This window comes from Aquimarina sp. AWH4_224 (genome assembly GCF_056160245.1).
Genome location: NZ_JBSWWU010000012.1, coordinates 37928 through 63248, shown reverse-complemented (window position 1 = coordinate 63248; position 25321 = coordinate 37928). Strand labels below are relative to the sequence as shown.

Sequence of the window (25321 nt, the reverse complement as noted above, 5' to 3'; positions counted from 1 at the left end):
CATTTTGAGATTATAAGACTAAGTTTTTCCTATAGTAATGACTTCAAGTATTTCCTATAGGGATGACGTGTAAGTTTTTCCTATAGCAATGACTTCAAGTATTTCCTATAAGGATGACACGTAAGTTTTTCCTATAGCGGAGACTTCAAGTATTTCCTATAGGGATGACACGCAAGTTTTTCTTATAGCGGGGACTTCAGGTATTTCCTATAAGGATGACACGTAAGTTTTTCTTATAGCGGAGACTTCAAGTATTTCCTATAGGGATGACACGCAAGTTTTTCTTATAGCGGAGACTTCAAGTATTTCTTATAGGGATGACACATAAGTTTTTCCTATAGCAAGACTTCAAGTATTTCTTATAAGGATGACACAGAAGTTTCTGGTAAAGTACTAAGTTCTATAATCTCATTTTACGAAAAGAAAAAGAAGTAAATGAGAATCACAAAATCATATTACGAATCACCTAAAGGAATTCAGCTTGAATTTGATCCTGAATTATTCAATGTTGATTTAAAGAAATATCTGATTTCGATTGGATTTAAAAATGCAAATCGAAATAAAGGTATTTGGTATATACGTGGAGTTCGTCCTTCTTTTGATAAATATGCAAGTGCATTAGAAAATGCTAACAAGAAAGGTAAAGACCTTTTAGAGGTTAAAATTGAACCGTCTTATGAAGCTGTAAGAGGGAATATCGATCACAAACTTTTTAGTCTGGTTGTTGCTTCGATTGGAAATAAAGACAAGGATTATGTTGTTTTTGAAGATTTTAGGGTTTCAGCCGAAGACATAGCAAAACGTTTCTTGACCTCTCAGTTAGGAGATAAATTTAATGGGCTTAAAGTTACCGCCAGGAATTTCAAGGAGAGAGCAAGAAATGCATTTGATGAAGGAAGAATCATTACTGTTGTTCCAGATGCTAAAAAGATCGAGAATGGCGAAAAGATACCTTCAAAAACAAGTATAGATGAGCTACCAACTAAAGAAGTCCATTCAATTGATTCTGAAAATGTAGTCGAAGAACGTGAGCAAGTACAAGAGCCACTTCAAGCCGATATACAATTGGATGATGATATCTCGGTAGAAACGGTAGAGGAAACCTATGAAGCGCCTTCAGATTCAAAACGTGGTATTGTCAAAACCATGATTTCAACGCTTACCGATTTAGAGATCGATATTGAAGGTAAAACAGAAACCATCATAGCCACCTTCCGATTGGCATTAGAAGAAGCATTACAGATCAATGATGAGATAACATTTTTAGGGGAAATTACACATATCATTGAGGATCAAAAAGATTGGGTTAATGATATAGAACCAGAAGCTGTCAGGAATACTTTTTTAGACCTGATCCTTTCAAATGCAGAAGCATTAGGATACACACCTTTTCCTGTTCCCCACAGCTCTGGTTTTATTTTAGAACAAGCTTGGACAAAACTGGATGAAAAAACCATCAAGGATTTTGAAAAGTTTATCAATACCAATTCTGCATTTTTAAAAGTTCATAATTATCCAGACAATTCAGAACCAAATGGATATGGGATATCCTCTGATCGAGATCAAATTACTTTTCAAGTTCTTGAGAACAATAGCATTGCCATAGGAAGTCATAAACCTGAAAAAGAAGGGATTATATATGGTGGGAGTACAATGTCGATGACCAAGCTTAAAAAAGCGATTCGATATATGATCTCTAACCCCAACAAGTTACTAGTTCCTAATACCGAGAATAAGCAAACGCAACAAGACAAAAAACAAGCTGTTACTACTGATATTACCAGATATGGAAAAACCATTCCTAATGTTTTATCAGCCCATCGAGTATTAGAATTATTTAACACTGGACTATATATTGAAGATGCGCAAAAGATTCAGAAAGTTGCCCCTTATCTGTTAGAAGTTACGGATGACAACCTTTCGGAATTAGGTGCAAAGGAATTATTTGAATTCGTCCAAATGGCACACCCAAAGGATTACGGGTTTAAGGTAACAAGATCTGCTATGTTACGTGAATGGGAAAGACGGGGGCAGCAATTATTTGAAGAATTAGGTTTTCCAACGGATACCAAGTATCCATACGTAAACATCAATACAGGTTATGAAGGAGTATATCCACTAGAGCGTATTATCGAGAAAGACAGGGACGCACAATCTTGGTGGTCTGCTGCTTCTTTATATCGTCCTATTGCAGATTTGGAGAAGGCACTAGAGATTATAGAAGAAGAAAAAGCTGATTACAAGAAGCAACAGTTAATACATACCAACCCCAAAACAGGAAAGCCAAAATCAAAAAAAGAAGATAAAGAGAAATATCGGGATATCGAATTCAAAATTGAAGATCTTGATAATTCCGCAGCGCTCATAACCGAGTATTTAAAAAATCAAGAAGAAAAAGCCAATGCCAGCCAAGCATTTGAATCCAAACAGATTGAAAAATCGTCACTAGAAGAATTCTTTTTTATACCATCAGGTGAAGTAGATCCAATACGAAAAAAGTTTGCTTCACAAGCTTTTACAATGGGCTTCACAGGTAAGCAGGCTTTTATTGATAATGTAACTGTATTTGAATTGGGCTATCGATATGAAAGTAACCAATTCAAACTTCAAGAAAAGACAGAAAAAGAATACGACAAATGGATCTCTATTCTGGAAAAAGACATTCATAAGCTCAAAGATAAGGACGACCAGAAAAGCAAGAACAGCAAAGCGCATAGGGAAGAACGAATTTCAGTATTGAGGGAAGAAGCTGGCGAACTTGCCAAGTTGGTTGATAATGAAGATAAGATATTTCGTGATGAGTTGTTTTTTGAGTTTATAGTGAGGGCGAAAGAATATGGCTATGTCATAGATAGGGGTGACATAGCCAACTTTCGCGATTTTATACTAGACAACTTGTTTGGAGGTCGAATTGCAGAAAATTATCCTGATGAACCACTAGGAAAAATGGCCAGGGTTCTTATTGATGACTTCTTTACAACCCATAACGCGGAGAACGGAGAACCATCGTGGAACCCTGATTATTTGGATAAAGTCGTAGCTATTATGCACGATCATTATATCAAAAATGAACGGTTAAGTAAAAAGAAAGTTGAAGCGGTTAAAGAAGAAGCTGGCGCACCCAATTTAGGGGCTTTATGGGAAGCTGTAGAACTCAGTTGGCTTTTGTGGTATAAGCAGCTCTATGAGCTACCTATTCCATTTGAGGAGCGCCTGGTAAAAATGATTACTTTTTGGGATAGGGTTCAACCTGCCTATGCCTATTCTGATAGCAGTAAGGAATTGTATAAGCAATACTCTACCCCTTGTCCCATTGGAGCTATGATTGCAGAATATACAGATATGACTGGTGCGAGTCGCACCTTTGAACCAAGTGCAGGGAATGGTTTATTGGTATTGGGGGCAGCTCCCGAAAAAACACACGTCAACGAGATCGATAAAAGCAGGCGCTATTCTTTGGAAATGCAAGGATTCGATACCATCACTCATCTCAATGCTGCTGAACCTTTTCCCGAAGAACTGACCCATTCCTTTGATGTTATGGTTACGAACCCTCCATTTGCCAGTTGGGAAGATTCCAAGTTTGATAAAGAGCGTTGGGTTCAGAAATACTTTAATAATCAAATCGGGGTAGCTCGACACATGCGATTGGAGCATTTTATGGCAGGGCTGGCCTTACATACCCTAAAAGATACTGGAAAAGCAGCAATCATCATTATGGGGCATGTCTATTTTGGTCAGGACGGATACATCGAGAAATACAAGCCTTTTTTCAATTGGTTATACCGTCACTACAAGGTAGATGATATCATCAATATGAATAGCTATAAACTGTACAATAAGCAAGGAGCAGTTGCTAAAACGATGCTAATTCTCATTAATGGAAGGAAGCCAACACCAGAAGGTGTTGCCCCTACTAAGAAAGAAAACCCTGCTATAGAACAAATGGTGAATAGTTTCCCTGAATTATGGGAACGAATTAGTTCCCATATAACAGCAAAAGAAGTAAATAAACTAGAGGTGATTATCACCCAACTTAAAATAGAATTAGGACTATGATTTTTTTTAATAATCAATTAATGCCTTCGGACGGAAGTGCAACCTTGTTTATGATAAGCAATCCGATACCCTTTGAAAATTTTGAAGATCATGAAACGGGGATCTTTATCAGATTACACAATTTAATTGCCTGGTCAATGGCAGAAGGAGATGATCCTATCGCTCTTATTGAGGAATATTTAGAGACAGTCTATCCAGATGGCAGGGAAGTAGATGAAATTGCAAATTTCCTGATGTACCACGATACAATGCAAAATGCACTTTGGAAGCTTAAGGAGAACTGGAGCAATCTGGATACTACTGTACCCGATAACTCCTTAATGTATGGCGGTATGGATAAAGAAGAAGCTACACAAGTATATGCCGATACCACATTACGTAGCTATTTAGAAACCCTGGCAAGATTTGAAAGCGTGTAATCATAGATAGGTAGCAACACAGCAAGTGACAATGTTGGAGTTTGAAGAAAATCACTTGCTGGATGCTACAACAAAGAAAGCCCTTTAAAAAAAGTAATATGGAGAATATCGAATTACAGGTAGAACAAGACGGGTTCACCGGGGATGCAGCCCAAGTAGCGAAACTAGCAGCCGAACAGACCGCTTTAGTTCCTTATGTACCAAAATCAAATGGAGGTAAAATGAATACGCTTATTCCTCGAAATATGGCTTTTGAAGTACAAAAGGCACTCAACCGTATCGTAAAGGAAAAAGGAAACATTGATAACTACGTTCGTAATGAATTAAAATATATTTCTACGGCAACCTTATGGAAAGCTTTCGCTGCGGAGCAAGTGGATGCTGTAGCCTTGTATCTTAAACAATTTGAACGCCAACAAGGAATTATCATTGGAGATCAAACAGGAATTGGAAAAGGGAGACAAGCAGCAGCCGTCATCAGACACGCAGTAATGCAAGGGTATTTGCCCATATTTTTTACCAAAAGCCCAAGTTTGTTTACGGATATGTATAGGGATTTGAAAGCAATCGGTTTTTCAGATATTCAACCCTTTATCGTGAATTCAAGTTCTGATTCAGGAGCTAAAATAAAAGATGCGGACGGTACTGTGGTATTCACTCCACTATCAGGGAAAGCACAAGAAGAATTATTGACATCATCCAAAACCCTACCCACCGAAAGCTTAGAGTCGATAGAGTGGCATAAAAGAATGGGTAGAAAACTGCCAAACCCTGAAACCACCCCAACCGTAACCATTTATGAAAATGTAGACTATCTGCCTAGCGGTTATGATATGGTATTTACAACGTACAGTCAAATCCAATCTGCAAGTTACTACAAGCGAGCTTGGATAGAAAGTATTTGCGAGAGTGGTATTGAAGGTAGTAAACGCTACAAAAAGGTAGTATTCATTTTAGACGAGTCCCATAGCGCTGGTGGATTTGATTCTATCATTGGAAATTGGATGCGTAGGGTATTACCCAAAACACACTCCTGTTGTTTCTTAAGTGCGACTTTTGCGAAATATCCAGAAGTGATGCCCTTTTACGGGAAGAAAACAGCGATTTCCGAAACAGGGTTAAAAGATGGTGCATTTGTGACTTCTATGCGTAGCGGAGGGTTAGCCCTTCAGGAAATTGTTGCATCAAATCTTGCAGAAAGCGGTCAGCTCATCAGGCGTCAACGCTCTAATGAGGGGATTAAAGTGGAGTATATCACTTTAGATGAAGAACCAAGCCGAAGTAAAAACAGGGCAAGTGTCAATCGTATCATCAAATTGATGAATGAGGTAGTTCGTTTTGAAGAAGAATACGTATCTCCAATTCTCGGTTTAATTCATGCAGATGCCAAAGCTCAAGGGGAGAGAATGGATAATAAACCAAAAGGTTTAGGGGTAAAACAAGCCCCATATTTTTCAAGAGTATTCAACATTGTAGATCAGATGCTTTTCGCTTTAAAAGTTGAAGAAGTTGCCAAGAAAACACTTTCACTTTTAAGGGAGGATAAAAAGGTAGTCATTGCTTTCAAGTCTACAATGGGAGCTTTCCTAAAAGATCTCAATCTGTCAAGTGGAGATGTTTTACCAAAGGAAGAATTGGACTTCGTAAGAACCTTGATAAAAGGGTTAGATAGTGTGTTTTTCTATAGCTATACAGATATTGATGGTAAAAAAAGCAGGCAACGAATACCGTTAGAAGAATTATCTAAAAAAGGTCAAGAGGAATATACCAGGATTAAAAAAGCAATGCTTTTAGAAAGTTCAGGGCTAAGTATTTCTCCAATTGACCAACTTATTCAGTTAATAGAAAATGAAAAGAAACCTTCCAATTTAGGCGGTCACGATGATGAGCATTTTAAAGTAGCTGAAGTTACCGGAAGAAATCAAAAAGTACGCTATACAGGTGATGATGTGGTCGTATCATCGTTTAGAAGTGATTCAGAGAAATCATTTCGATTGTTTAATTCAGGGGAGTATGATGTGTTGTTGATTAATCAAAGCGGAAGTACTGGACAGTCTGCCCACGCTTCTAAAGATTTTGCCGATAAACGACAACGTGCGATGGTGATTCATCAGTTTGAATTGGATATCAATATTGAAGTACAAAAGCGAGGGCGCATTAACAGAACAGGTCAGGTGAATTTACCTGAGTATTATTATATCACAAGTGATATTCCAACGGAACGTAGATTGATGACCATGCTAAAGGCAAAATTAAAGGCTTTGGATGCGAATACTACAGGATCTCAAAATACCAACGATGATACCCTGAAAAGTGCCGATTTTTTAAACAAATATGGTGATAAAGTAGCTTGGCAATGGATTACTGAACATCCAGAAATGATGCAAAAATTAGGGCATCCGACATATCACCGAAAGACCGATGCAAAGACAGGAAAGAAGTATTACGAACGTAATGACGGAAAAGAGGGAGCTATACGGCAACTTACAGGGCGTGCAGGATTGTTATTAGTTGAGGAACAAGATAACTTATACAATGTCTTACTGGAACGTTATGACCACCAAATCAAGCTTGAGAAACAACAAGGAACATATGACTTAGAGACCGAGTTTTTACCCTTAGATGCAGAAATCAAGAAAAGATACTTATTCAAACAAGGTAATGGAGGAAACACACCCTTTGGGAAAGATACGGTTCGCGAAGTAAGCATTGTCAACAATTTAAAACGACCCTTAACCAAACAAGAAGTTGAAGATCGAATCACAAAAGCGTTGGATGGGAGAAAACCAGAGGTTGTAACATCGGACTTAGTCCGCGATATCAATGAAAAATATCCGGTGCTTATAGAGGAACGCAGAGAAAAACGGATGGAAGTTGTTGAAAAACTTCGTCAGGAATTAAACGATTTACCAGATATCGGAAGTGGTAAAGATGATGATGAAAACGAAAAAATAGCGAATGACAGGGAACAATTGCAAGAGCTGATTGCGGAAAAACTAAACGCTGTCAATGAGTACTTGCAAAAGTTGGAATATATCAAAAAGCAGATTGTAAAATATGTAGGCTATTTTGATATTGGACAAGTACTGAAAATACCATTTTTAAATCCAACGAAAGAACCTTCTTGGGGTATATTTTTGGGAATTTCGTTAGGCACATCTGCTAAGAATCCGTACACCTATGGTAACATACAATTACGATTTGCAGTAGCCGATTCACGTAGACTTATTTCGTATTCCTTACAACCTGAAGAACACGCCTATATCAGTTTGATTTATACCCAAAGCAAGGATATTTCGGAAGAAGAACGAAAGCAGATCCCAAATGAATGGAACGAGCTGATAAAAAAGGCTTCATCCAAGAGGGAACAAAGACATATTTTGACCGAGAATATTGTTGCTGCATCTGGAGCCATTGGAGGAGAAAACAAACTCATAAAGTACAATACCAAAACAGGAGTCATAAAAAATGGTATTCTGATGGATAAAGAATTTGGTAAGGATGGTGTTAACAAAGCCTTATTACCAATGTCAGAAGCCTTCAATATTATTAATGCGCTTTCTGTTGATGAGTTCTTTTCAGATCAAAAAGACCAGCTTCGCTTTAAACGAATCGGGGAGAATTACTTTCAGGTATATATTCATAAAGGCGAGAACTATAAAATGGCAATTGACCCTAAACTTAGGGAACTCATTCGACGGGCAGAAGGTCAGAGTGAAGATGAGTTGCCTGATTTTGTTCAGAACGGTGGTGAAATGACAGGAGTACTTCACCTAAATAACCTAAAAGCTTTTTTAAAACAACTAGATACGTATGGTTTACAGTTTTTAGGGAAGGCAAAGGAACTAGAAGATTGGGAGATAGAAAATCAAAAAGATTGGGATCGCACTACCAAGGACAAAGAAGGCAGTTTTTCCTATGAATTAGGTAGACCTTATGGACAAGGTAGCAATCCAGTAACAGGGTTTAAGGAGTATAAAGAACCAGGAGATACTAAATACATCTATGGGACAGTATCCTATAATCGTCCTTTGAGTGATAAGGAAAAATACAATTACTCATTAATCCCAATTTTCAAGAATGTAGTAGTGCTGTATAGAGCTTGGAAAAAGGCTATAAGTGGTACGCCTGTAGAAAAAGAGTTTGAGAGCATTGTAAAAGAGATCCCAAAGCAAGCACTTTATGAAGCGAAAGATAGCTTGGGCTTCTTCATTACAAACAATCCACACGAAGATGGAAATCCAGAATTTGTTTTTGGAAGATATACCGAAGAAGAATTGGGGAGAACAGCCTATGAAGATATGATCGGAATCATAGAACCCATAGATGAATTACTCGATCAATTAAGATTATACGATAGACTTCAAACCGCATAAGAAGGAGTAGTAAACAGGATATAACACAATGATATGAAAAGAAGAACATACACTTTGGATATTCCAGAGATCAATCAGATCCCAAACTTTATGAAAGTATTAGATGATCTGAGTAGTGGAAATAACGTGTTTTTGGTAGGTAGTGCAGGAACAGGTAAAACTACTTTGGGAGAAAAGGTAGCCTATGCCCTGTTCGGTAGAACTGAAAATGATAAGAAGGAATTACCTTTTGTAGTGGTGAATTGCAATCAATGGACATCACCCATTGATATTAAAGGAGGACAGACAATTTCAGGGTATAAAGAAGGTGCGCTCATCGAAGCTTGGAGAGATGGGAAAATATTGATTCTGGATGAGATGCCAAAGTTGGATGCTAATACCGCAGGGTTATTGAATGATGCCCTTGCCAAAAGTGCCAAATCCGATGCGATCATTTTTAATGGTCTGAATGAGCCCATTGTAAAGCATCACGATTTCGGTTGTATTGCGACTGGAAATGTGGTTGGTAAAGGAGCAAGTGGCAACTATGTTGGAAATAATAAGCAAGATGCTTCACTACTGGATCGCTTTAGTGGATGCATCTATAGAATTGGGTTTAATGAAGTGTTAGAACGTCAGTTAGTCTATGCTCCAGTAGCAGATATATGCATAAAGATTCGTAAGGCCATATTAGCCTATGAGGGAAAACAAATAGGTGATGATGATACGGAAGATATTATGACACTTAGAACAATGCTCAATATGGAACGAGCTTATGAGCTGGAGATGAAAAGAGCTACGGGTTTAAAAGATGAACATGGTAAGCCCTATCGCAAAGTTGCAAACGGTAAGACCTTGAAGGATGCCTTGGAAAGCTATTTTATGGTGATGAATGTTGATAAAGCCAACAAGATCAAGCTTGAAGTAAATCTGGAAGGTTTTCTAAACTCTTACAAAGGAGCTGCGAATTTGAATGATTTCAAAAATGAATACAAAAAGCGGTTAGGATAAAGATTGAGTATGAGTGCAGCTAAAATACATCTTAAAAAGCTAGGAAGAAGGAGAACCTACTATTCTTATTTCGATAATGTGCAGTTATTTAATGATTTTGTAGATGAACAGTCCAAAGTATTAAATGACCATAATCGGGATATGCTGAAGGGGATGAATAAAACAACCGAATCATCCATTAAAAGGGGTACTAGTTGGTACGGATCACCAAGCCCCAAAGATGTTAGTGAACTCAATGAGCATCGATATTTTCTTGGGATGGAGCTATTACGCAAAGTTCAACCTAAAATAAAAGACAAATTAGAAGCCTATATAAAGCTAATGGACAATAAGATCCTCTCGAAGCCTAAAGTGGCATATAATGACAGAGGTTTGGGAGTGTTTTCATTTGATCGTGCAGCAATGGGGTTGTATCGATTACAACCAACAGGATCTAAACAACAGATCGATAATACCATTAGTCAACTTCAAATAGAACTAGATACCTCAAATAAAACGACTGCGGTAAAAAGTGTATATGCCTATTTCAAAAATAAAAAATCGTCCTATCCAGCATTGCAATTATACCTGATGGCAGGAGGAAATGCAAGAGTCAAAGGAGATGAATTGCTATATGTTGGCTTGGCGTGTGCTGAATTGGTAGAATTTATGGAGATACGCGGTGTAGCTGTAGAAGTGAATGTACTATTGGGAACTTCTTTTGATGGGCGAGTAGTGATGAGTGTGATTCGTGTGAAGCGGTTTCAGGATAAACTGGATAAAAATCAACTGCTATTAATGACAAGTGATCCAAGATATTTCCGTTACAGGGGATTCAAAGCACTCATAGCGCTATGCGAGCATTTTGGTCTGAATATACCAGATGGATTAGGTTCCATAAAACAAAATATAGGAAAAGACTTTGTCAAAGAAATTACCAAAAAGGAAAATCGCTACGCTGTTTTTGAACAAAGCTATTCCATTGATGCAGCCGTAAAAGAAGTTACTCAAGTCATTGAGCATTATACCCAACAAATAAATCCTTAATAAATGAAAGAAACAGTAAAAGCAAATAGGCAAATCATTGCCAAGAATATTATCAATAGGATAATGAACAGGGCTATTGCCATTAATAAGGAATGTAAGGAGCATTGTAGGGATTTTAGGATTATGGAATCATCCATGCATAAAAATACCAAAATCCTACGGTGGACAACGATTGACATTAGTGATGTTGATCGCCCTATACAATGCTATCGCTACGAGTGCTTTGATATGGACGGGACTCCACAAAATTGTTCTATTCATTACTCCGATCAGGAAGAAGCAAACGAGTTTTTTATGAGTTTGACCACCCTTTATAAACAAGAATTTTCAATAGATCATACCCTTTAATTATGTACAAGATAAAAGATACAAAACCCGCAGCATTGAAAGCAGTTAAAATTCTGCATCAACAAGAAATTCTGGAAAGAACGAAGAGCAAACTAGATCCGGTTCAAGCTTTTGCTATTATCAAAAAAGAATCAGATGGCTTTAGTAAACCTAGTGCTAAAGCTCAAGAAGCAGATGAGTTACTACATCGGTTACTCAATCGGGATACTAAAGAAGCTTCAGCTTCCACTTCTAACAAGAAGGAATCCTCAAAAAAGGAACTATCTGTAGAAGAAATACAGATTCAGGCAAAAGCGAGAGCAAGAGAATTGGAACTGCTTGAACTGGAACTAGAACTAGACCTAAACACAAAGAGTGCATAACCTTAAAAACAAGAACATGGCAACAATACAAGATTTATTACAACTAGACCTTTCTAAAGTACGACCACAAGCTTTGCAAGATTCAGTAAAAGGAATTATTGATGATTACAATGGTATAGAAGCTAAACAAGTATTTGAAAAGGAAGAAGAAGCAAGTATCAATAAGATATTTCAGATGGTAACAAAACTATCTCCGGATGCTATCGCAGATAATCCTTGTGCAGATCCACAGGAAGAAAAACCCAAGAAAAAGACCACAGAAAATAAAAAGAGGACTACTACAAAGAAAAAGGATAAAACACCAAAAAAGGCAAAAAAAGAACCTCCCAAAAGAACAACAACAAAAAAAGAATTGGATGCAGTCTTAAATGAGATCAAGCAATGTCGTGTCAAAATCAGGAAGTACAATGAGCAAAAGAGAAAAGAAGAAGGACCAAAGCCAAAACCTTCACCTTACATAAAAATACGGGGTCATTTCATTTCACTAGGAAACTTAATTCCAGAAAAGCTAAAAGATAATCTCGAAGTCCAAAAAGAATCCAAGAAGCTACTGAGAAATACACATCGAAGTCTATTGAAGATTTACGGGATGAATGCATTGAGAGGTCAAAAAGACAATGAAGAATTAAAGGAACGATTCGAGAAAATCGAAGAAAAACTAGAAGATAAATAAGACAGTATGGAACAGAAAAAGAAGATTGATAAAAAAGTAGCCATTATAACATTTGCAGGAGTGGCTATTGGAATTGGAGAAGCGCTGCTGTATTACAATCTTGGAAAGAATGCGAATAGCAAATCATTCAAGTTTGGCATCCCAAAAGGGAGAGAGTTATATCAAACCCTCACGGTTATTGCTGTTACTTCAGTCCTCACCGCAATGCTATCCAAAGGGATTGAAAGCGCGATGAAAGGTGATACTCCAGAACGTAGAATGGTGTAATTAAATAACATAATAAAGTAAGAAAAATGGAAATTAAGGCAATACAGTTTAAGCGTTTTTTAAAAGAAAATAATATTAATAAAAAAGACCTTCCTAAACCGATTCAGGAGATGATCCAAATCTATGATCAGTTATACGAGTTGGTTGATACTATCGAAGAACCAAACCTTCAGGAATTATTGGAGCAATTAGAGAAATTGGATATTGATATCCTTGAAGACATTGAGGAAGAATATGAAGATCAACTGATGAATAATGAAACTCCTGTAATTCCAAAAGAAGTGAAAAGCACTACACAAAAACCCACGCCTAAGAAGGTGATGACCAGAGAAAAATCAGACGAAATGATTTTGGATGAGTTGGTGAAAATGAAAAGAACCAAAGGGCTTAGAAGATCGAAATTGAGAGAAATGGGGCTAAAAACCAAGATTACAAGTGATACAATCATTGGTAAATACAAGCTTAAACGAACTGCGTTTTTCCATTTCCGGTATGACATCATTCGGGTGAAGTAAACTTTAAAATGGGAAATGTTATGGAAGGAACAAATGGAAAAGAGTATACAACGGATTTACAACAAGGCATTGATAACCTTATCGGAAAATTTGGAATGCCCAAGGCCATTAAAATTATACGTCAATTATCAGGAACAGAAATGGTTCGTCAACACAAAAAACAGCATTTGGAGTTAATAACGGTTTTTGTGGTTTCTGAAGCCTGTAAGATTTTTGAAGTTAAGCATAAAGAAGTAGAAGGAAAGTTGACCAGGGAATTTAAGCAAGCTCGTATGGCAGGCTATCATATCCTTAGTCAATATACCAGGTTAACCTATAACGAAATGGGGAAGTATTTTGAACAGGGAAAATTTGGCGCATACTATCATATTAAAAAGTGCAAGGAAATTTTATCAGTTCCTCAGTTTAACAAAGCGTTTGTGGGTCGATACGAAGCTTTAGAAGAAAGTCTGATTCAATTTATGGCAAAGATAAATTAAGATGATATGAAGAAAGAGTTAGAAAAAGAAGTAGTAGAAGTACTGAAAAACCCGAATGACATAGATTTTGAGAACATTCAGGATGAAGAATTAAGCCCTTTAAATAAGGCGGTTATTGAAAAAGAAATAGCCGGTGTTTCAAAAGCTAAAGATTGGAATATCTGGAAAGGAGGACGTCCAATACAAGGAGATGATATGGATGAAAAAGAAATAAAGGTAACAAGTGGTATGGAACAAGAAACTTTCAATATGAGGGACGACACGCCCTTAGATGCACCTGAACAAGAGATTGGCGAAGGGTTTGACGATGACGATGACATCGATGACAATCAGGTACATGATGATAGCGCTAAGGAAGAATTTGAATTACCAACCGATGCAGCCAAACAAGCTGCAGATAGCATCTTTGGAACCGTTAATAACCTTATTGATCTTGGAGGAGGGTATTTTGTCAAGATCAAGAAACACAAAGAGTTTTATGATTTTGATGAGATCATTGAACTCATTGAGTTACAGAATGAGAAGAACGTAAAGCGGATCAAGCTTGATAAAGAGGATAAAGCAATGCTTAAACCTTTGCTAGTTCAGATACTCAAAAGAAAGGCTAAAAAACTCACTCCTGAACGACAACTAATGGCCGTTGTTTTGTCAATTCTCTTTAAAAAGGGTCGGGCTTTTATGGAGATCAAAGCAGAAAATGATTTGTTAGTAGAAAGGATTTTAGATATAGTCCGTGAAGAAAAGGGATATTCAGACCAGGACTTGGAAACGGAGGGTGATGAACGGGATATTGTTGATTTGGCTTATGAAGAAATTAATGGAAAACCTGAACCTAAAAAAGAAGAAGTTCCTATTAAAGAAAAAGAAGTAATAGATCCTGTAATTGTTCAAGAAGAATATGATGAAGAACCAAGAATGGAAAGCGCAATTATCGAAGTGGCAGAAGATAGCACGAAATGATGGTGAAACATCGACTAAGCTCAAGCCAAAGAGAAGATCAAATAGGGGTAGAAAGCCAATTGTATATAGTAACGAAGATTTAGAAAGAGATCCATTTGTGATGTTGATTATTGGAGAAATGGGCGTGGGAAAAACGTTTCGTACCAATCAAGAAATCAAATACTATATGATGGACAATCCGGAAACGGGTAAGAAAGGAAGAAAGGTTTTAGCATTTGATACCAACGGTCACGATTATCCGACATTTCGCACAGTAAGCCCAAATTACATTAAAGCACTAACAAAAGTAGCAGCAAGAAGAATACTTCCTTTTAAAAAAGGAGGTAAAGCGATGAGCAATATTGAAAAGCGTGAAGTAGCTGAAAAAATTGTAAGTCATTTTAAAAATGGACTTGTGGTACTGGATGATACAGATAGTTATATGTCAGGTGCAAAAGGTCAATCATTGATCGGGGCATTAACAACCGTAAGGCACAAAGGAATAGATATTTTGTTTTCGCATCAATCCCTGGGGAAAGTAACAACAACGCAATTTCAAGCGTGTACTTTTATACGATTACATCACCAAGTTGATCCTGTTACAAAATATAAGGAACGTATTCCAAACTATCCTATCGTTAGAATTGCCCAGCTCATTGTCAATGAACAATATGACCTATGTTCTAAAGCAATGGATGAAGGGAAGTTTGAAACAGAATCAGAGTACAAAAAGCAACGTAGTTTTTTTGTTTATATCGATATGCGAAGGAGAAAGGTTAGCGGATGCACAAGAGCAGCTTACATTAGAGCATGTAAACGATTCATCGATCAGGAAGAAAAATCTACTATTAGAATGATGCTTAATGAACGAGATTTTTATGATAAACCCATTTATCCGAATCGTAATGCTGCTGTAATCAAGTTGATTTATGATTACTTGCACTATCACGATAATAAAGTTCTAAGTCCAGTTTTAAATTACAACGTAAGGAATATGATATCATTTCATTGATAATAGGAAAACAATGTATAAACCTTCTCTTTCTTCGATTAAAGAACTTTTAACCTTAAAAAGAAAATACAAAAAGAATAGCTTGAATTAAAGATATAATTCGTAATTTACTGGAGAATAACCCCGTTTATTGAGCTAATGCTCAGTGACGGGGTTATTATGTTTATACCTCATAATTTATTTAAATATTAATATACAAACATGAAAAAATTTTTACCAGTAGTAACACTAATTTTATTTCAATTGAATTATGGACAAGTAGGAAAAGATTTTTCCTTATTAGAAAACACATATAGATATGAATACAATGAGGTGAGTCAAATTTTAAAGATTATAAAAATAGAATCTGATAATAGTTATATTGTCAATCAAAGAAATATAGCTCCGGATTCTTTTTCAGGCTTTTCCCAGTACATAAGAACGCATTTTGAAGATCAAGAATACAGATTTCTCAAAAGCACATTTAAATTTAAAAATTTGGATGATAATGGAACATCTCTTGCATCTGCTATTGTAAGTAATGATATTACTTTTATAAATGGCCAAGACCCTTTAGACGAAGGTAAAATTAATATTGAAGGGCTTCCGGAGTCTTTTCAAGAATTTGAGATTATCAAAAATCCTGCTACTAACAATTATGAGCTTAAGAATCCTACACTATTTAAAACCCCGGTAGCTCTAAGCGATGCTTCAGCTATCACTGTTGCTAATGAGGTTGCAATTCTTTTGAATAATAATATCAAAACAGTTGTGGCTAAACTTAAGAGCGAATTTGAAATCTATCTAAAGGAGTTCGATAAATTTCATAAGAATACAATCCTGAAAGTAAGGGGTTATTCTTTTTTGACCATGCAAGATTTTGAAGTTAGTGGTAACTCTAAAAGCTATAATGTTTTTATAATGGATAAAGGAAAAACACTTAGTTTAAAGTTATGTGAAGTTTTAAACGGTGATTCTTGTTCTAATGTTGGTATTTATAATTATTCTATTTCTGAGAAAGAGTTCGAAAACAATTTTTATAAAAATTACTTAAACCAAAATTTTGATAAAAGTGCTGTAAATAATGTAGTAATTGATAATATTTTAAAATTAATCAGAAAGGAAAAAGAACAAATTGAAATACAAAAGGAGAAAGAAGAATTATCAAAATCTTTAGAACTTGTTGCAGAAAAATTAGATAATGAACAAAATCGATATGCCGGTCGGATTGTATTGAATAAGGAATTCAATCTATATGAATGTAAAATAAATGAAAAAGGTGATACAGTTGCAGGTAAGAAAATAGAAGATGTATTTTTAGTTGACAATGCGAACATTTCATTCTTCAATAATCGCATAGATGAAATATCCATTGAAGGAAGATTAAGGAGCAACCCAACAAAAACTATTAGACTAGAGAATGATGAGTATAGTTTAACTTTTAAAAACTTCAAAGAGAGAAGTTCTACCGATGGATATACAAACAATCAGTTGGAAATATGTGGACGTTTTTTTTATGACGATATTTTAGATTTTCTTTCCTTAAAAGAAGGAGGGAAGTTTAGTAAAGCCATTAAAAATAGTCAAATAAGAGTTGAACCAGAGGAAGATGCAAAAGTAAAAGCAAGGAACATATCAGACTATTTCACAGGAGTAATATTTTCAGATGTTTTAGGTCTTAATCCAAATAATAGTAACAGTTTATTAATTGCTGAAGGAATTGTTAGAGTACCTTTAAATAGGAGAAGTTCCAGGTATTTTACATTATTAGATAATATTACACTGTATGGTGCTGTAAATATAGTAGGGAATCTTGATAATACTGCCAGAAAAATTGAACTTGAGTCTATTACTAGCGAGAACCCGGAAGATTTTGATGAAACTAAAGAACTATTCTCGACTAATAATTTTAATTTATTTACTAACTATAATGCAACTTTAGGCCTAAATACGAGTATTTTAACTTTTGAAATAAAACGGGCTAAGACATTTGCTCATTTACGTTATGGGTTTCAATTTTTAAGAACTCGTGTTGAGTACAACTTGTTGGATGAAGATATTACTATGGACAATGGTACTACCACAATTGAAACCACAGTATTTGATGAAAGGGCTTTTCAAGTATACTCGATTGGACAGGAAGTGGATATTAACTTCGAGATTCGTCCGCAGGCAGAGTGGTTTGGTGCTGATTTATCTTTGGGAGTTAATTGGTTTGGAGAAACCGGAGTTAATAAAAACGATATCAATTTTAGGGCTACCAATAACACACCTAACTATAAATTGATGACCACAATTTATGCCTTTACAAATTCCGATAAGAGTAACAATGGTTTTTTTGTTAGATTGGGGGGATACTACAATTTGGGAGATTATGAACTCTTTCCCCAGTTTATGGTTGGGTATGCTACAAACTTAACCTCATTTATTAATAAAGTAAAAAAATGACCTAATTAAGAAAATTAATGATATGGAATTAACACTTACGAAAAGTGAAGTAAGAGATTTTACAAGAAGAAATAAAACTGCAATGGGAATGCATAGTGTTGCAACAGAAGATTACCTAGGATGCAGATGTTGTATATTAAATGGGTTGTTAAGTCCTGGTTTTGTTTTAGCAGAACAGGCTATTGAGAAAGAACTCAAATGCATTCTCTTGTTATTGGATCGGGATGTGAATTTAAAAAGCTTTCCTAATCATCAGATAGAACCGATTATACAAAAGATACAGGAAATAGAAGATTTAGGGCTTACTAGATTCCAAGCTTTGGGAAGGAGATTATCCGAAATATATGAGTTGTCGAGATATCCTGATAACAGGCTAAAGGAAAGAATAACTTCTTGGTCAATGAATGGAGGTGATATCGTCGAGATTGATGAGATGTTTTTTCATCTTAATGAGGTATTACCGTTACCTGATGAAGTAAAGTATAGGAGTGGTATTTATGTAAAACTTCTGGAAAGGCAAGATGTAACTGATCTAGTCTATAAATGGGGTAAATTAGGGAATGTATCTTTTAATGACAAAAAACCTATTCTCGAAGAAAGATACATAGAGGTAAAAAAGCATTTGTATCCTGGACAATAATATTCCTTTCACTAAGTTTTCATTTAATACGAGCAATATTATTAAGAATGACATTCATAAACATAGAAGAAACTATACTTGAATATCACCGTGCTACAGGTAAAAATTGGGAATATGCTATAGAACAAGTGGATGAATTTCCTGATGGGATTACTGATGTGAGGTCTGTATGTATTAATTCAGCTTATATTCAGTTTTGTGAAATAATGAATATAGAGAAAACAAGCAGTATTATCCTTTGGAAATTAGAATTTGAGAAATTAATAGGAAGCAATATTTAAAACAAAAGTTATGATCTATGTACTATGCATATAGCCTTGAACTTAATGATGTAATAGATTCAGATAAAGCTTATGAATTTTATTGGAATGGATTAATAACCGATAAGAAGAGTTTTGAGTGTCCTTCTCCAAATTGCGAAGCTCAAGTCACTTGTGCTAATATTGATAAATTGGTAACTGAAATGAAGCAAAGTGTTCATTTCAGGGTAATAGGAGATCATTCTGAACAATGCTTAATTACCCAGAAAGCTGCCATCGCTAGCTCTAGGTCAGTTACAAAGGAAGATAAAAAAGTCGACAACTTTTTACTAACTCGTCCCACCAATTATTTTGATAAAAATAATCAAACTTCAAAAGTAACTAGAGTGGTAAAACAACAAGTTAAAACAAGACTTGTTAAATCGATTTATTCTGGTAGTAAGGCTAAAAACTATTATTCTATTCGATCAATTGTAAATAATTATACAAAACTGATTAGCAATAACAAGGATTTATGTAGACATTACATTAATATAAAAGGGAAACAAATCTCATACAAAGATTTTTTCATCAAAATAAATGAAATCAATTTTGAGGATACCCCGGATCACCCAAGAATTTATTACCATGCTGCTTTTGTGAACACAACAAAAAAAGGTAATATTCAATTTCGCTTCTCAAAGGGTTTTAAGGACAATTCAGAAGGGTATTACAAGACATCTGTATTTCTGAATTTGGAAAAACTAAGTGATTATCCAAACTTTGATTACTGGAATAAAAAGATTGATAAGGTACTAGATTCTAAAAAGCCTGAAACGATGCTTTATATTTATGGAAAACCAGAGCTATATCAAGGGTATGCAAATTTCCATTTGTATAAATTTGATTTATGAATATCCGTTTTCACTCATAATCCGGTAATTCCTGCTATTACCAGCCTATCAAATAGTTTTTCCTCAAAATATCTTCGATTGAGTTTGTAGACAAATTCGTTAAGGTATAGTTGCAGGTATTTACCTTTTATTTTATGATAGTTTCCTAATAAATTTCGTTTAGCATTACTGATGGTTATATGTACCCATTTCAATGTTTCTTTAGTAGTATCCTTATCTGATTTTTCACTAATATGTAGTTCTACAAAATCGGCAATATCAACATATGAAGTACTCTTATCTGTAAAAACAATGCTTTGTTCATCTAAAGATTCTTTGACAGTATCATTTACACCATCAGCTTTATGATCTGAGAGTACTTTGGCTTTAAAATAACGACATTGACGATCCTTTTTATTTGTTTTAGGGTCTTCTAAAGGTGTGGATTCTGCCATGATCATTACATTTTGCTTTCCTGCTGCACCACGACCTCTTTTTCCTTTCTGTTGCTCTATCTCAGAGGATTCCACTGTAAAATAACCTTCATCCATTTCAATCATACCTTCTAAGGTATAGCGAGCATCTCTATTACCCATTGCCTTACGAAGTTTATGGACCATAGCCCAAACTGGCTCATATCTTTTTAGACCGAGCTGTTTCTGAATTTCTTTAGAAGAAAATCCTTTCTTGGTAGTAGTCATTAAAAACATCGTTTTATACCATATCATAAAAGACAGATTAGAATTTTGCATAATCGTACCACTTCGTAAAGAAGTACGTGCTCGACAAGATTTACATTCATAGCTCCAAACAGCCTTTATCCAATAATGATGTGTATGACCACAGCGTTGACAGTTAACTCCTATCTTATCTCTTTCTTGCTTAAAATGAGTACGACAAGCTTCTTCACTATCAAAATGGGCGGTAAAACTGAAAATATTCATGAGTTGTTTTTTTACTAAAATAAGTAATTTTAAATAATTATTAGTAATTACGGATATTCAACATTTGATTTCATCGAAATGAAGTTTTTGTAACAATACAATTATACTTTTTTTACAAAACGACAACCATAATTAAAATTAGAGCATCCATAAAAACTCCCATAGGGACCCGTTCTTAATTTTAGATTCCCTCTTTTGCAACGAGGGCATTTTTTGATTTCTTCAGGAGGATTTTTATCCAATTCATGTATAAACTTAGATATATGATTAATATTGGCAATACAAATGGTTCTCTCTTTAGCTCTTGTATGTGCTACATAAAATTGAAAATCTCAAAAAAAGTTTTACTACGCTATATAAATCCTCACTCATTATCATTCCTGAATATTTCCTTTTTCTAATGCCCCGTAGCAAAAAAGTTGCGTGTTTTTCCAAAAATACCTGTTGAATTTAGCGGTCAAAGGTTTAGAGACCATCGCCAATTAATCACATAAAATACAATGAAATGGCAAACGAAAAAGATTTGGATTACAAGGCTATAGGAGCTGTAATTCTTGTATCAGCAATAGCATTTACCGCAGTAGGAGCTTTTCAAGTTGCTCCTTGGTTAGAAAAACGAAAAGCTAAAAAACTAGCAGCAGCTAAAAAATCTCAAGTCGCTAATAAGAAATGATAACCCTTTAGAGAGGGGCATCATCGATGCCATTTGTTATCAAAAGTTAGAACGGATTTGAGATCAAGAAATGTAAAACATTGCGCTTTTAGGCGTGATAAAAATCTAAGAAAATGAATTACAATGATGAATTAATGAGATATCAGGACGATGCGGAGGATCGTTATGATGACTATGATGGAGATATGGAAATGCATGATGGGTATGACGATTATGAGGATGAAGAAGATGACTTCGATACCGGATTTGAAGGAAATGAAGATGCCTATGATGACTATGATGATGAATATGAGGATGAGTATGTAGATGAGTATGAAGAAGACGGTTATGATGATTATACTCGTACTTCCATAGGAAAGATTGATCCAAATGACCGTACTCTTACAGTAGTAGTAAAAAATACATCTGGTGAAGCAGCGGAAGCAATTGTGTTTGGAGGTAATGAAAATGCAGCACAACCAGCAGGAGTAACTGTTGATGTCGAAGAATCCAGCCACAATGAGGTAAAAGAGGAGAGTAAGGCAAATCCTTTCAAGATTTCAGGGATGAAATACTCTGTATCAAATCCTTTACAGTTTGATAATGTATTAAAGCTGACTAAAAGGACAGCTACGGGATCAAATACAATCCGTGTATATCAACCACGTAATGCTACTAGCCCTCAGAATTTTACTCAGCAATTGATTGATGATGACAACTTCGAGTTGAATGTAACAGGACAAGATTCTTTGCGTGTTACCATCAATCCAGAAACTACCGCAGTTTTCACTTTTACCATCAAAGCGAGAGCCAACATGGGTAACCTGTTGAAAGGGAATAACGTAGCGGAATTGTCAAGAGCGCCTAGAACTACAGGACTACCGCAAATTGATTTGATCCGAAGAAGAAAAAGATCAACTGCATTTGGGCTTCGTCCTAGACGACGTAGAAGAATCCGAAGAAGACCGATACGTAGGTTTAGACCAAGACGTCGATATCCAATATCAAGTTTACGTAGACGCAGATTGAGATAGTTCGCAATAAGCAAGTAGACATTTTGCCTACAATTTACCCCGAGTGATACAGCCAAAGCAATAGGAATATTCCAAGGCTTTGGCTGGTCTCATTAAGACACTAATTAAAAAGCTTATGAAAACATCAAAAGAACATAGAACTAAAAGCTTAGCACCGAATAGTATTGACTATATAGTACTAAGTAATCCGGCTCCTATACGTAAGCTCATCTTTGATTGTGGATATGAAGTGCCAGAGGATCTGCGGACACTTGTGAAAGCAACCAAGGAACTGATACAAAAAAATGGTGCATCAATCATTTCTAAAGTATTACAGCACCATCCCGATAAGAAAGCCATACTAGCTTTAAATACAAAGGGAAAGAAAACTTCTTGTAACTCTTGTAGTAATGACAACTATAATAGTGAAGATAATTTTTGTGGAGAGTGCGGTCATTCCAATTACAACGGATCTGGTGATGAAGATGCTTTCTTAGATCAATTTTCTGATGCAAGTGATAAGGAAGTCAAAAGTTATTATGATCGTGCTGTTAAAAGAGCTAATGCGAATCCGGAAGATCAGAAGTTGGCTGCCGAGGTACAAATGGTCTGGAATGAATTGCGCCAGAGAAAAAAATTACAAAAGGAAGAAAACCCTACAAATTCGATACCTGAAAAAGCATCCCTATTTGGTAAGGATGAATTAGTCCTATTAGGGGTAGTTTTTATTGCAGGATATCTGGTTGGGTCAAATGTAAAAACCGCATAAAATGAAAAGTGAAAGACAACAAATATACAATCAGATTATTGATTTAATCACCCATCTGATTCTTACCAAACCCAAACCTGTAGAAGTACTATTAGCAGAGCATGGTATTGTCTTCAAAGGTAAATCAACCCAAAAAGAATTGATATTCGAGATGGTTGAGCTTTTGAAATCCAATCAACCCGAATTCAAAAAGAACTTAGAAGTATTGCTAGTAAAACATCTCCAATATAAGGGAAAAGAAATGCTTGCCTTAGAACGCAGTAATTTCTATTCCTATGATGATAGCGACTATGATGAGTTTTGGGGAAAGATTGCTAAAGTGGGTTTAGGTCTCGTTGGTAAGCTATTTAAGGGTAAAAGAAGGAGAAGAAGCCGAGGTGGTGGTAATGCTGCTGCCGTTGCAGCATCTCAAGCTGCTGCTGCAAGGAGACGAGCTGATGCCCAAGCTGCTCGAATGCGAAGGGATTTTGAACAGAAGCTATTGGCTATGAAAATGGCAGAATCAAAAAGGAGGAGAGAAGAAGCAGAAAGAAGAAGGCGTGAAGAAGCGGAGCGCAGACGTAGAGAAGAACAGGCTAAACAAGAAGCAGCAGCAGCCAGAAAGAAACAAACGAATACTATGCTCATTGCAGGAGGTGGAATTGCACTTTTAGCAGTAGTAGGCATCTTTATGGCCAAGTCTAATTCTAAGCCTACTTATCCCTATATGCCGACACAAGGTCAACCTGTCATCGGAAGGTAATCTAACACCAAAAAGTACAATGATATGATAGATTATCCCATAGATATAGATGAATTTGAGGCTTCTGAATATGATCCTTTTTTACATCATGTGATTCGTCATAAGTTACGTAAAAAAAAGAACCGCAGAAGATTAGGTAGGCTAATATGTAATCATCCTAAAAATAGAATACTACGTGCCGTTGGGATTGGAAGAAGGAGGCGAAGAACACGACCTGTAAGACGTTTAGCAAGTCGTCCTATAGGACGCCCAAGGCGAATCGTGAATAGAAGGTATCGTACTCCCATTGGACGTCCCCGTCCTGTACGAAGAACATTGGGATCTCGATCAAGATCAATTAAAAAGCCATTTAGGATGCCACCTGTCAAGTTCGGTAATCCGATGCATAGAGACTTAGAAGGAAATAAAGGAATCTCTAAAATAGGTATAGGAAAACCTCAATGGAGTGGAAACCCCATAATGCCAGGTGATCCTTCAAAACGTAATAAACCACCTGTGTTTGTTGCTCCTAAGAAGAAGCCAAAAGTATCAAAGGATATCGTCATACCATACAAACGAAGATATGGAAGTCGTAAACGCAGGGTAAGACCAATGCCAAAAAGGATTTCAAAAGAAAGAATCCAACCTATTGAAGAAGAATTGCCCATAGTAGCGGAAGAAGTAAATGTTTCAAATCAGGAAGTAATGGAGAATAAAGAAAAAGATCAGAAACCACAAGTCCAAAGTAACAAGCGTAAAATGAAAAACATCGTTGGACTCGCAGTAATTGGGCTAATGGTAGCTGGATTTGTTATGTATAAAATGAAATCAAAAGTAGAAGAAAATGGACTTACTAGCTGAAACCGTAGAGCAAATATTTACAGATGCAGGTGAAATTCCGTTGGGAGTGTTATTTGCTTCTGTAAAAAATATAGGGGATTCTCCAGCAATGGTCAATGGAATACCGTTAGCTGCTGGAGATGCAAAATCATATCCCTTTGTTGGAAAACCAAGTGATGCAAAACCATTTGACCCAATGGATTCTACACTTTACGTAATGTATATCACATAATTTAAAACTTAAAAAAATGATAGCAGGAGAAACAGAAATGTTGTTAGCAGATCACTTAGATGAGGAAGTTTATGACGAATTCTTGTTTTTTGGAAACAAGGAAAAAAGAGCAAAAAGGCGAGCTGCTAGAAAAGCAAGGCGCGCTAAAAGAAGATCCGATCCAAAACGAATTGCCAGACGAGAAAGAAGAAGAAACTTCTTTTCACAATTAGGGAAAGCCTATAGGGATTTAGGTGGTGGTGCAGCTATTGGTGGTGCAGTTGATACCATTGTTAGCAGACCAAGACCTATTCAAACACCTGATCTAGCAGTTGGTCAGAATCAGGAACCCCCGTCAGATTTCAGAGTAGGACTCCGAGGTGAACCTACAAACGTAACTCCCAAAAAAGATAACACCATACTATATGTTGCCTTGGGTGTGGTGGTACTAGGAGGAGCAGGTTTATTGATGTATCAAACTCAAAAGAATAAAAACTAAATAGTAAT

26 protein-coding genes are annotated in these 25321 nt (G+C 36.0%); 24 read left to right on the top strand and 2 right to left on the bottom strand.

The genetic code is table 11. The annotated features are described in order from the left end of the window. The first annotated feature begins 435 nt into the window (after nt 1-435). From ACXAGJ_RS20675 to ACXAGJ_RS20595, 17 genes are all read left to right on the top strand, one after another. Nucleotides 436-4059 carry an Eco57I restriction-modification methylase domain-containing protein gene (locus ACXAGJ_RS20675; RefSeq protein WP_474842539.1) on the top strand — a complete coding sequence of 1208 codons (3624 nt, stop codon included), beginning with the start codon at nt 436-438 and terminating at the stop codon, nt 4057-4059. Beyond that, entirely contained in the window at nt 4056-4478 is a 423-nt protein-coding gene (locus ACXAGJ_RS20670) for a hypothetical protein (protein ID WP_474842538.1), read from the top strand. Before ACXAGJ_RS20675 ends, ACXAGJ_RS20670 begins: the two co-directional genes overlap by 4 nt. A gap of 62 nt (nt 4479-4540) precedes the next feature. Further along, nucleotides 4541-8854: a strawberry notch C-terminal domain-containing protein gene (locus ACXAGJ_RS20665; protein ID WP_474842536.1), complete on the top strand. Its 4314-nt coding sequence runs from the start codon at nt 4541-4543 to the stop codon at nt 8852-8854. 33 nt (nt 8855-8887) lie between these two features. Next, complete coding sequence (locus ACXAGJ_RS20660; RefSeq protein ID WP_474842534.1) at nt 8888-9844, top strand: AAA family ATPase; 957 nt, start codon at nt 8888-8890, stop codon at nt 9842-9844. A gap of 9 nt (nt 9845-9853) precedes the next feature. After that, the gene (locus ACXAGJ_RS20655; protein ID WP_474842532.1) at nt 9854-10870 is read left to right on the top strand and encodes a DUF7192 family protein; all 1017 of its coding nucleotides are present in this window, start codon (nt 9854-9856) and stop codon (nt 10868-10870) included. Between the two features lie 3 nt (nt 10871-10873). Next, the gene (locus ACXAGJ_RS20650; protein WP_474842530.1) at nt 10874-11218 is read left to right on the top strand and encodes a hypothetical protein; all 345 of its coding nucleotides are present in this window, start codon (nt 10874-10876) and stop codon (nt 11216-11218) included. A gap of 2 nt (nt 11219-11220) precedes the next feature. Beyond that, on the top strand, nt 11221-11580 hold the full coding sequence (locus ACXAGJ_RS20645) for a hypothetical protein (RefSeq protein ID WP_474842529.1): 360 nt from the start codon (nt 11221-11223) through the stop codon (nt 11578-11580). Nucleotides 11581-11596: 16 nt separating this feature from the next. Further along, on the top strand, nt 11597-12253 hold the full coding sequence (locus ACXAGJ_RS20640) for a hypothetical protein (RefSeq protein WP_474842527.1): 657 nt from the start codon (nt 11597-11599) through the stop codon (nt 12251-12253). A gap of 6 nt (nt 12254-12259) precedes the next feature. Further along, a complete protein-coding gene (locus ACXAGJ_RS20635; RefSeq protein WP_474842525.1) occupies nt 12260-12520 on the top strand; it encodes a hypothetical protein in 261 nt (86 codons plus the stop codon). Nucleotides 12521-12546: 26 nt separating this feature from the next. Further along, a complete protein-coding gene (locus ACXAGJ_RS20630) occupies nt 12547-13035 on the top strand; it encodes a hypothetical protein (RefSeq protein ID WP_474842523.1) in 489 nt (162 codons plus the stop codon). Between the two features lie 20 nt (nt 13036-13055). Further along, the gene (locus ACXAGJ_RS20625) at nt 13056-13514 is read left to right on the top strand and encodes a hypothetical protein (RefSeq protein WP_474842521.1); all 459 of its coding nucleotides are present in this window, start codon (nt 13056-13058) and stop codon (nt 13512-13514) included. Nucleotides 13515-13520: 6 nt separating this feature from the next. Next, nucleotides 13521-14474 (top strand): hypothetical protein, encoded by a 954-nt coding sequence (locus ACXAGJ_RS20620; protein ID WP_474842520.1) that lies wholly within the window; start codon nt 13521-13523, stop codon nt 14472-14474. Then, complete coding sequence (locus tag ACXAGJ_RS20615; RefSeq protein WP_474842518.1) at nt 14413-15465, top strand: zonular occludens toxin domain-containing protein; 1053 nt, start codon at nt 14413-14415, stop codon at nt 15463-15465. The genes ACXAGJ_RS20620 and ACXAGJ_RS20615 overlap by 62 nt, the downstream gene beginning before the upstream one ends. A gap of 201 nt (nt 15466-15666) precedes the next feature. Then, on the top strand, nt 15667-17892 hold the full coding sequence (locus tag ACXAGJ_RS20610; protein ID WP_474842516.1) for a hypothetical protein: 2226 nt from the start codon (nt 15667-15669) through the stop codon (nt 17890-17892). A 22-nt stretch (nt 17893-17914) separates the two neighbouring features. Then, entirely contained in the window at nt 17915-18532 is a 618-nt protein-coding gene (locus tag ACXAGJ_RS20605; protein WP_474842514.1) for a HEPN domain-containing protein, read from the top strand. A gap of 47 nt (nt 18533-18579) precedes the next feature. Next, the gene (locus ACXAGJ_RS20600) at nt 18580-18813 is read left to right on the top strand and encodes a hypothetical protein (protein ID WP_474842512.1); all 234 of its coding nucleotides are present in this window, start codon (nt 18580-18582) and stop codon (nt 18811-18813) included. Between the two features lie 17 nt (nt 18814-18830). After that, entirely contained in the window at nt 18831-19685 is an 855-nt protein-coding gene (locus ACXAGJ_RS20595) for a hypothetical protein (protein WP_474842510.1), read from the top strand. A gap of 14 nt (nt 19686-19699) precedes the next feature. On the opposite strand, the gene ACXAGJ_RS20590 is transcribed toward ACXAGJ_RS20595, so the two are convergent. After that, nucleotides 19700-20608, bottom strand: coding sequence for an IS1595-like element ISAlg2 family transposase (locus tag ACXAGJ_RS20590; protein ID WP_474842508.1), 909 nt, complete (start codon nt 20606-20608; stop codon nt 19700-19702). Nucleotides 20609-20709: 101 nt separating this feature from the next. Continuing rightward, a complete protein-coding gene (locus tag ACXAGJ_RS20585) occupies nt 20710-20850 on the bottom strand; it encodes a topoisomerase DNA-binding C4 zinc finger domain-containing protein (protein WP_474842506.1) in 141 nt (46 codons plus the stop codon). 263 nt (nt 20851-21113) lie between these two features. Between ACXAGJ_RS20585 and ACXAGJ_RS20580 the strand changes: the two genes are divergently transcribed. The 7 genes from ACXAGJ_RS20580 to ACXAGJ_RS20550 all read left to right on the top strand — a co-directional run bounded on the left by ACXAGJ_RS20580 (nt 21114) and on the right by ACXAGJ_RS20550 (nt 25313). Further along, nucleotides 21114-21281 (top strand): hypothetical protein, encoded by a 168-nt coding sequence (locus ACXAGJ_RS20580; protein ID WP_474842504.1) that lies wholly within the window; start codon nt 21114-21116, stop codon nt 21279-21281. Between the two features lie 113 nt (nt 21282-21394). Beyond that, nucleotides 21395-22294 carry a hypothetical protein gene (locus ACXAGJ_RS20575; protein WP_474842503.1) on the top strand — a complete coding sequence of 300 codons (900 nt, stop codon included), beginning with the start codon at nt 21395-21397 and terminating at the stop codon, nt 22292-22294. Nucleotides 22295-22409: 115 nt separating this feature from the next. After that, nucleotides 22410-23042 (top strand): hypothetical protein, encoded by a 633-nt coding sequence (locus tag ACXAGJ_RS20570; RefSeq protein WP_474842501.1) that lies wholly within the window; start codon nt 22410-22412, stop codon nt 23040-23042. Nucleotide 23043: 1 nt separating this feature from the next. Next, nucleotides 23044-23784, top strand: coding sequence for a hypothetical protein (locus ACXAGJ_RS20565; protein WP_474842499.1), 741 nt, complete (start codon nt 23044-23046; stop codon nt 23782-23784). Between the two features lie 24 nt (nt 23785-23808). After that, on the top strand, nt 23809-24624 hold the full coding sequence (locus ACXAGJ_RS20560; RefSeq protein ID WP_474842497.1) for a hypothetical protein: 816 nt from the start codon (nt 23809-23811) through the stop codon (nt 24622-24624). After that, nucleotides 24608-24835, top strand: a complete 228-nt coding sequence (locus ACXAGJ_RS20555; protein WP_474842496.1) for a hypothetical protein — start codon at nt 24608-24610, stop codon at nt 24833-24835. The genes ACXAGJ_RS20560 and ACXAGJ_RS20555 overlap by 17 nt, the downstream gene beginning before the upstream one ends. A gap of 16 nt (nt 24836-24851) precedes the next feature. Continuing rightward, nucleotides 24852-25313, top strand: coding sequence for a hypothetical protein (locus ACXAGJ_RS20550; RefSeq protein WP_474842494.1), 462 nt, complete (start codon nt 24852-24854; stop codon nt 25311-25313). Nucleotides 25314-25321 lie beyond the last annotated feature (8 nt).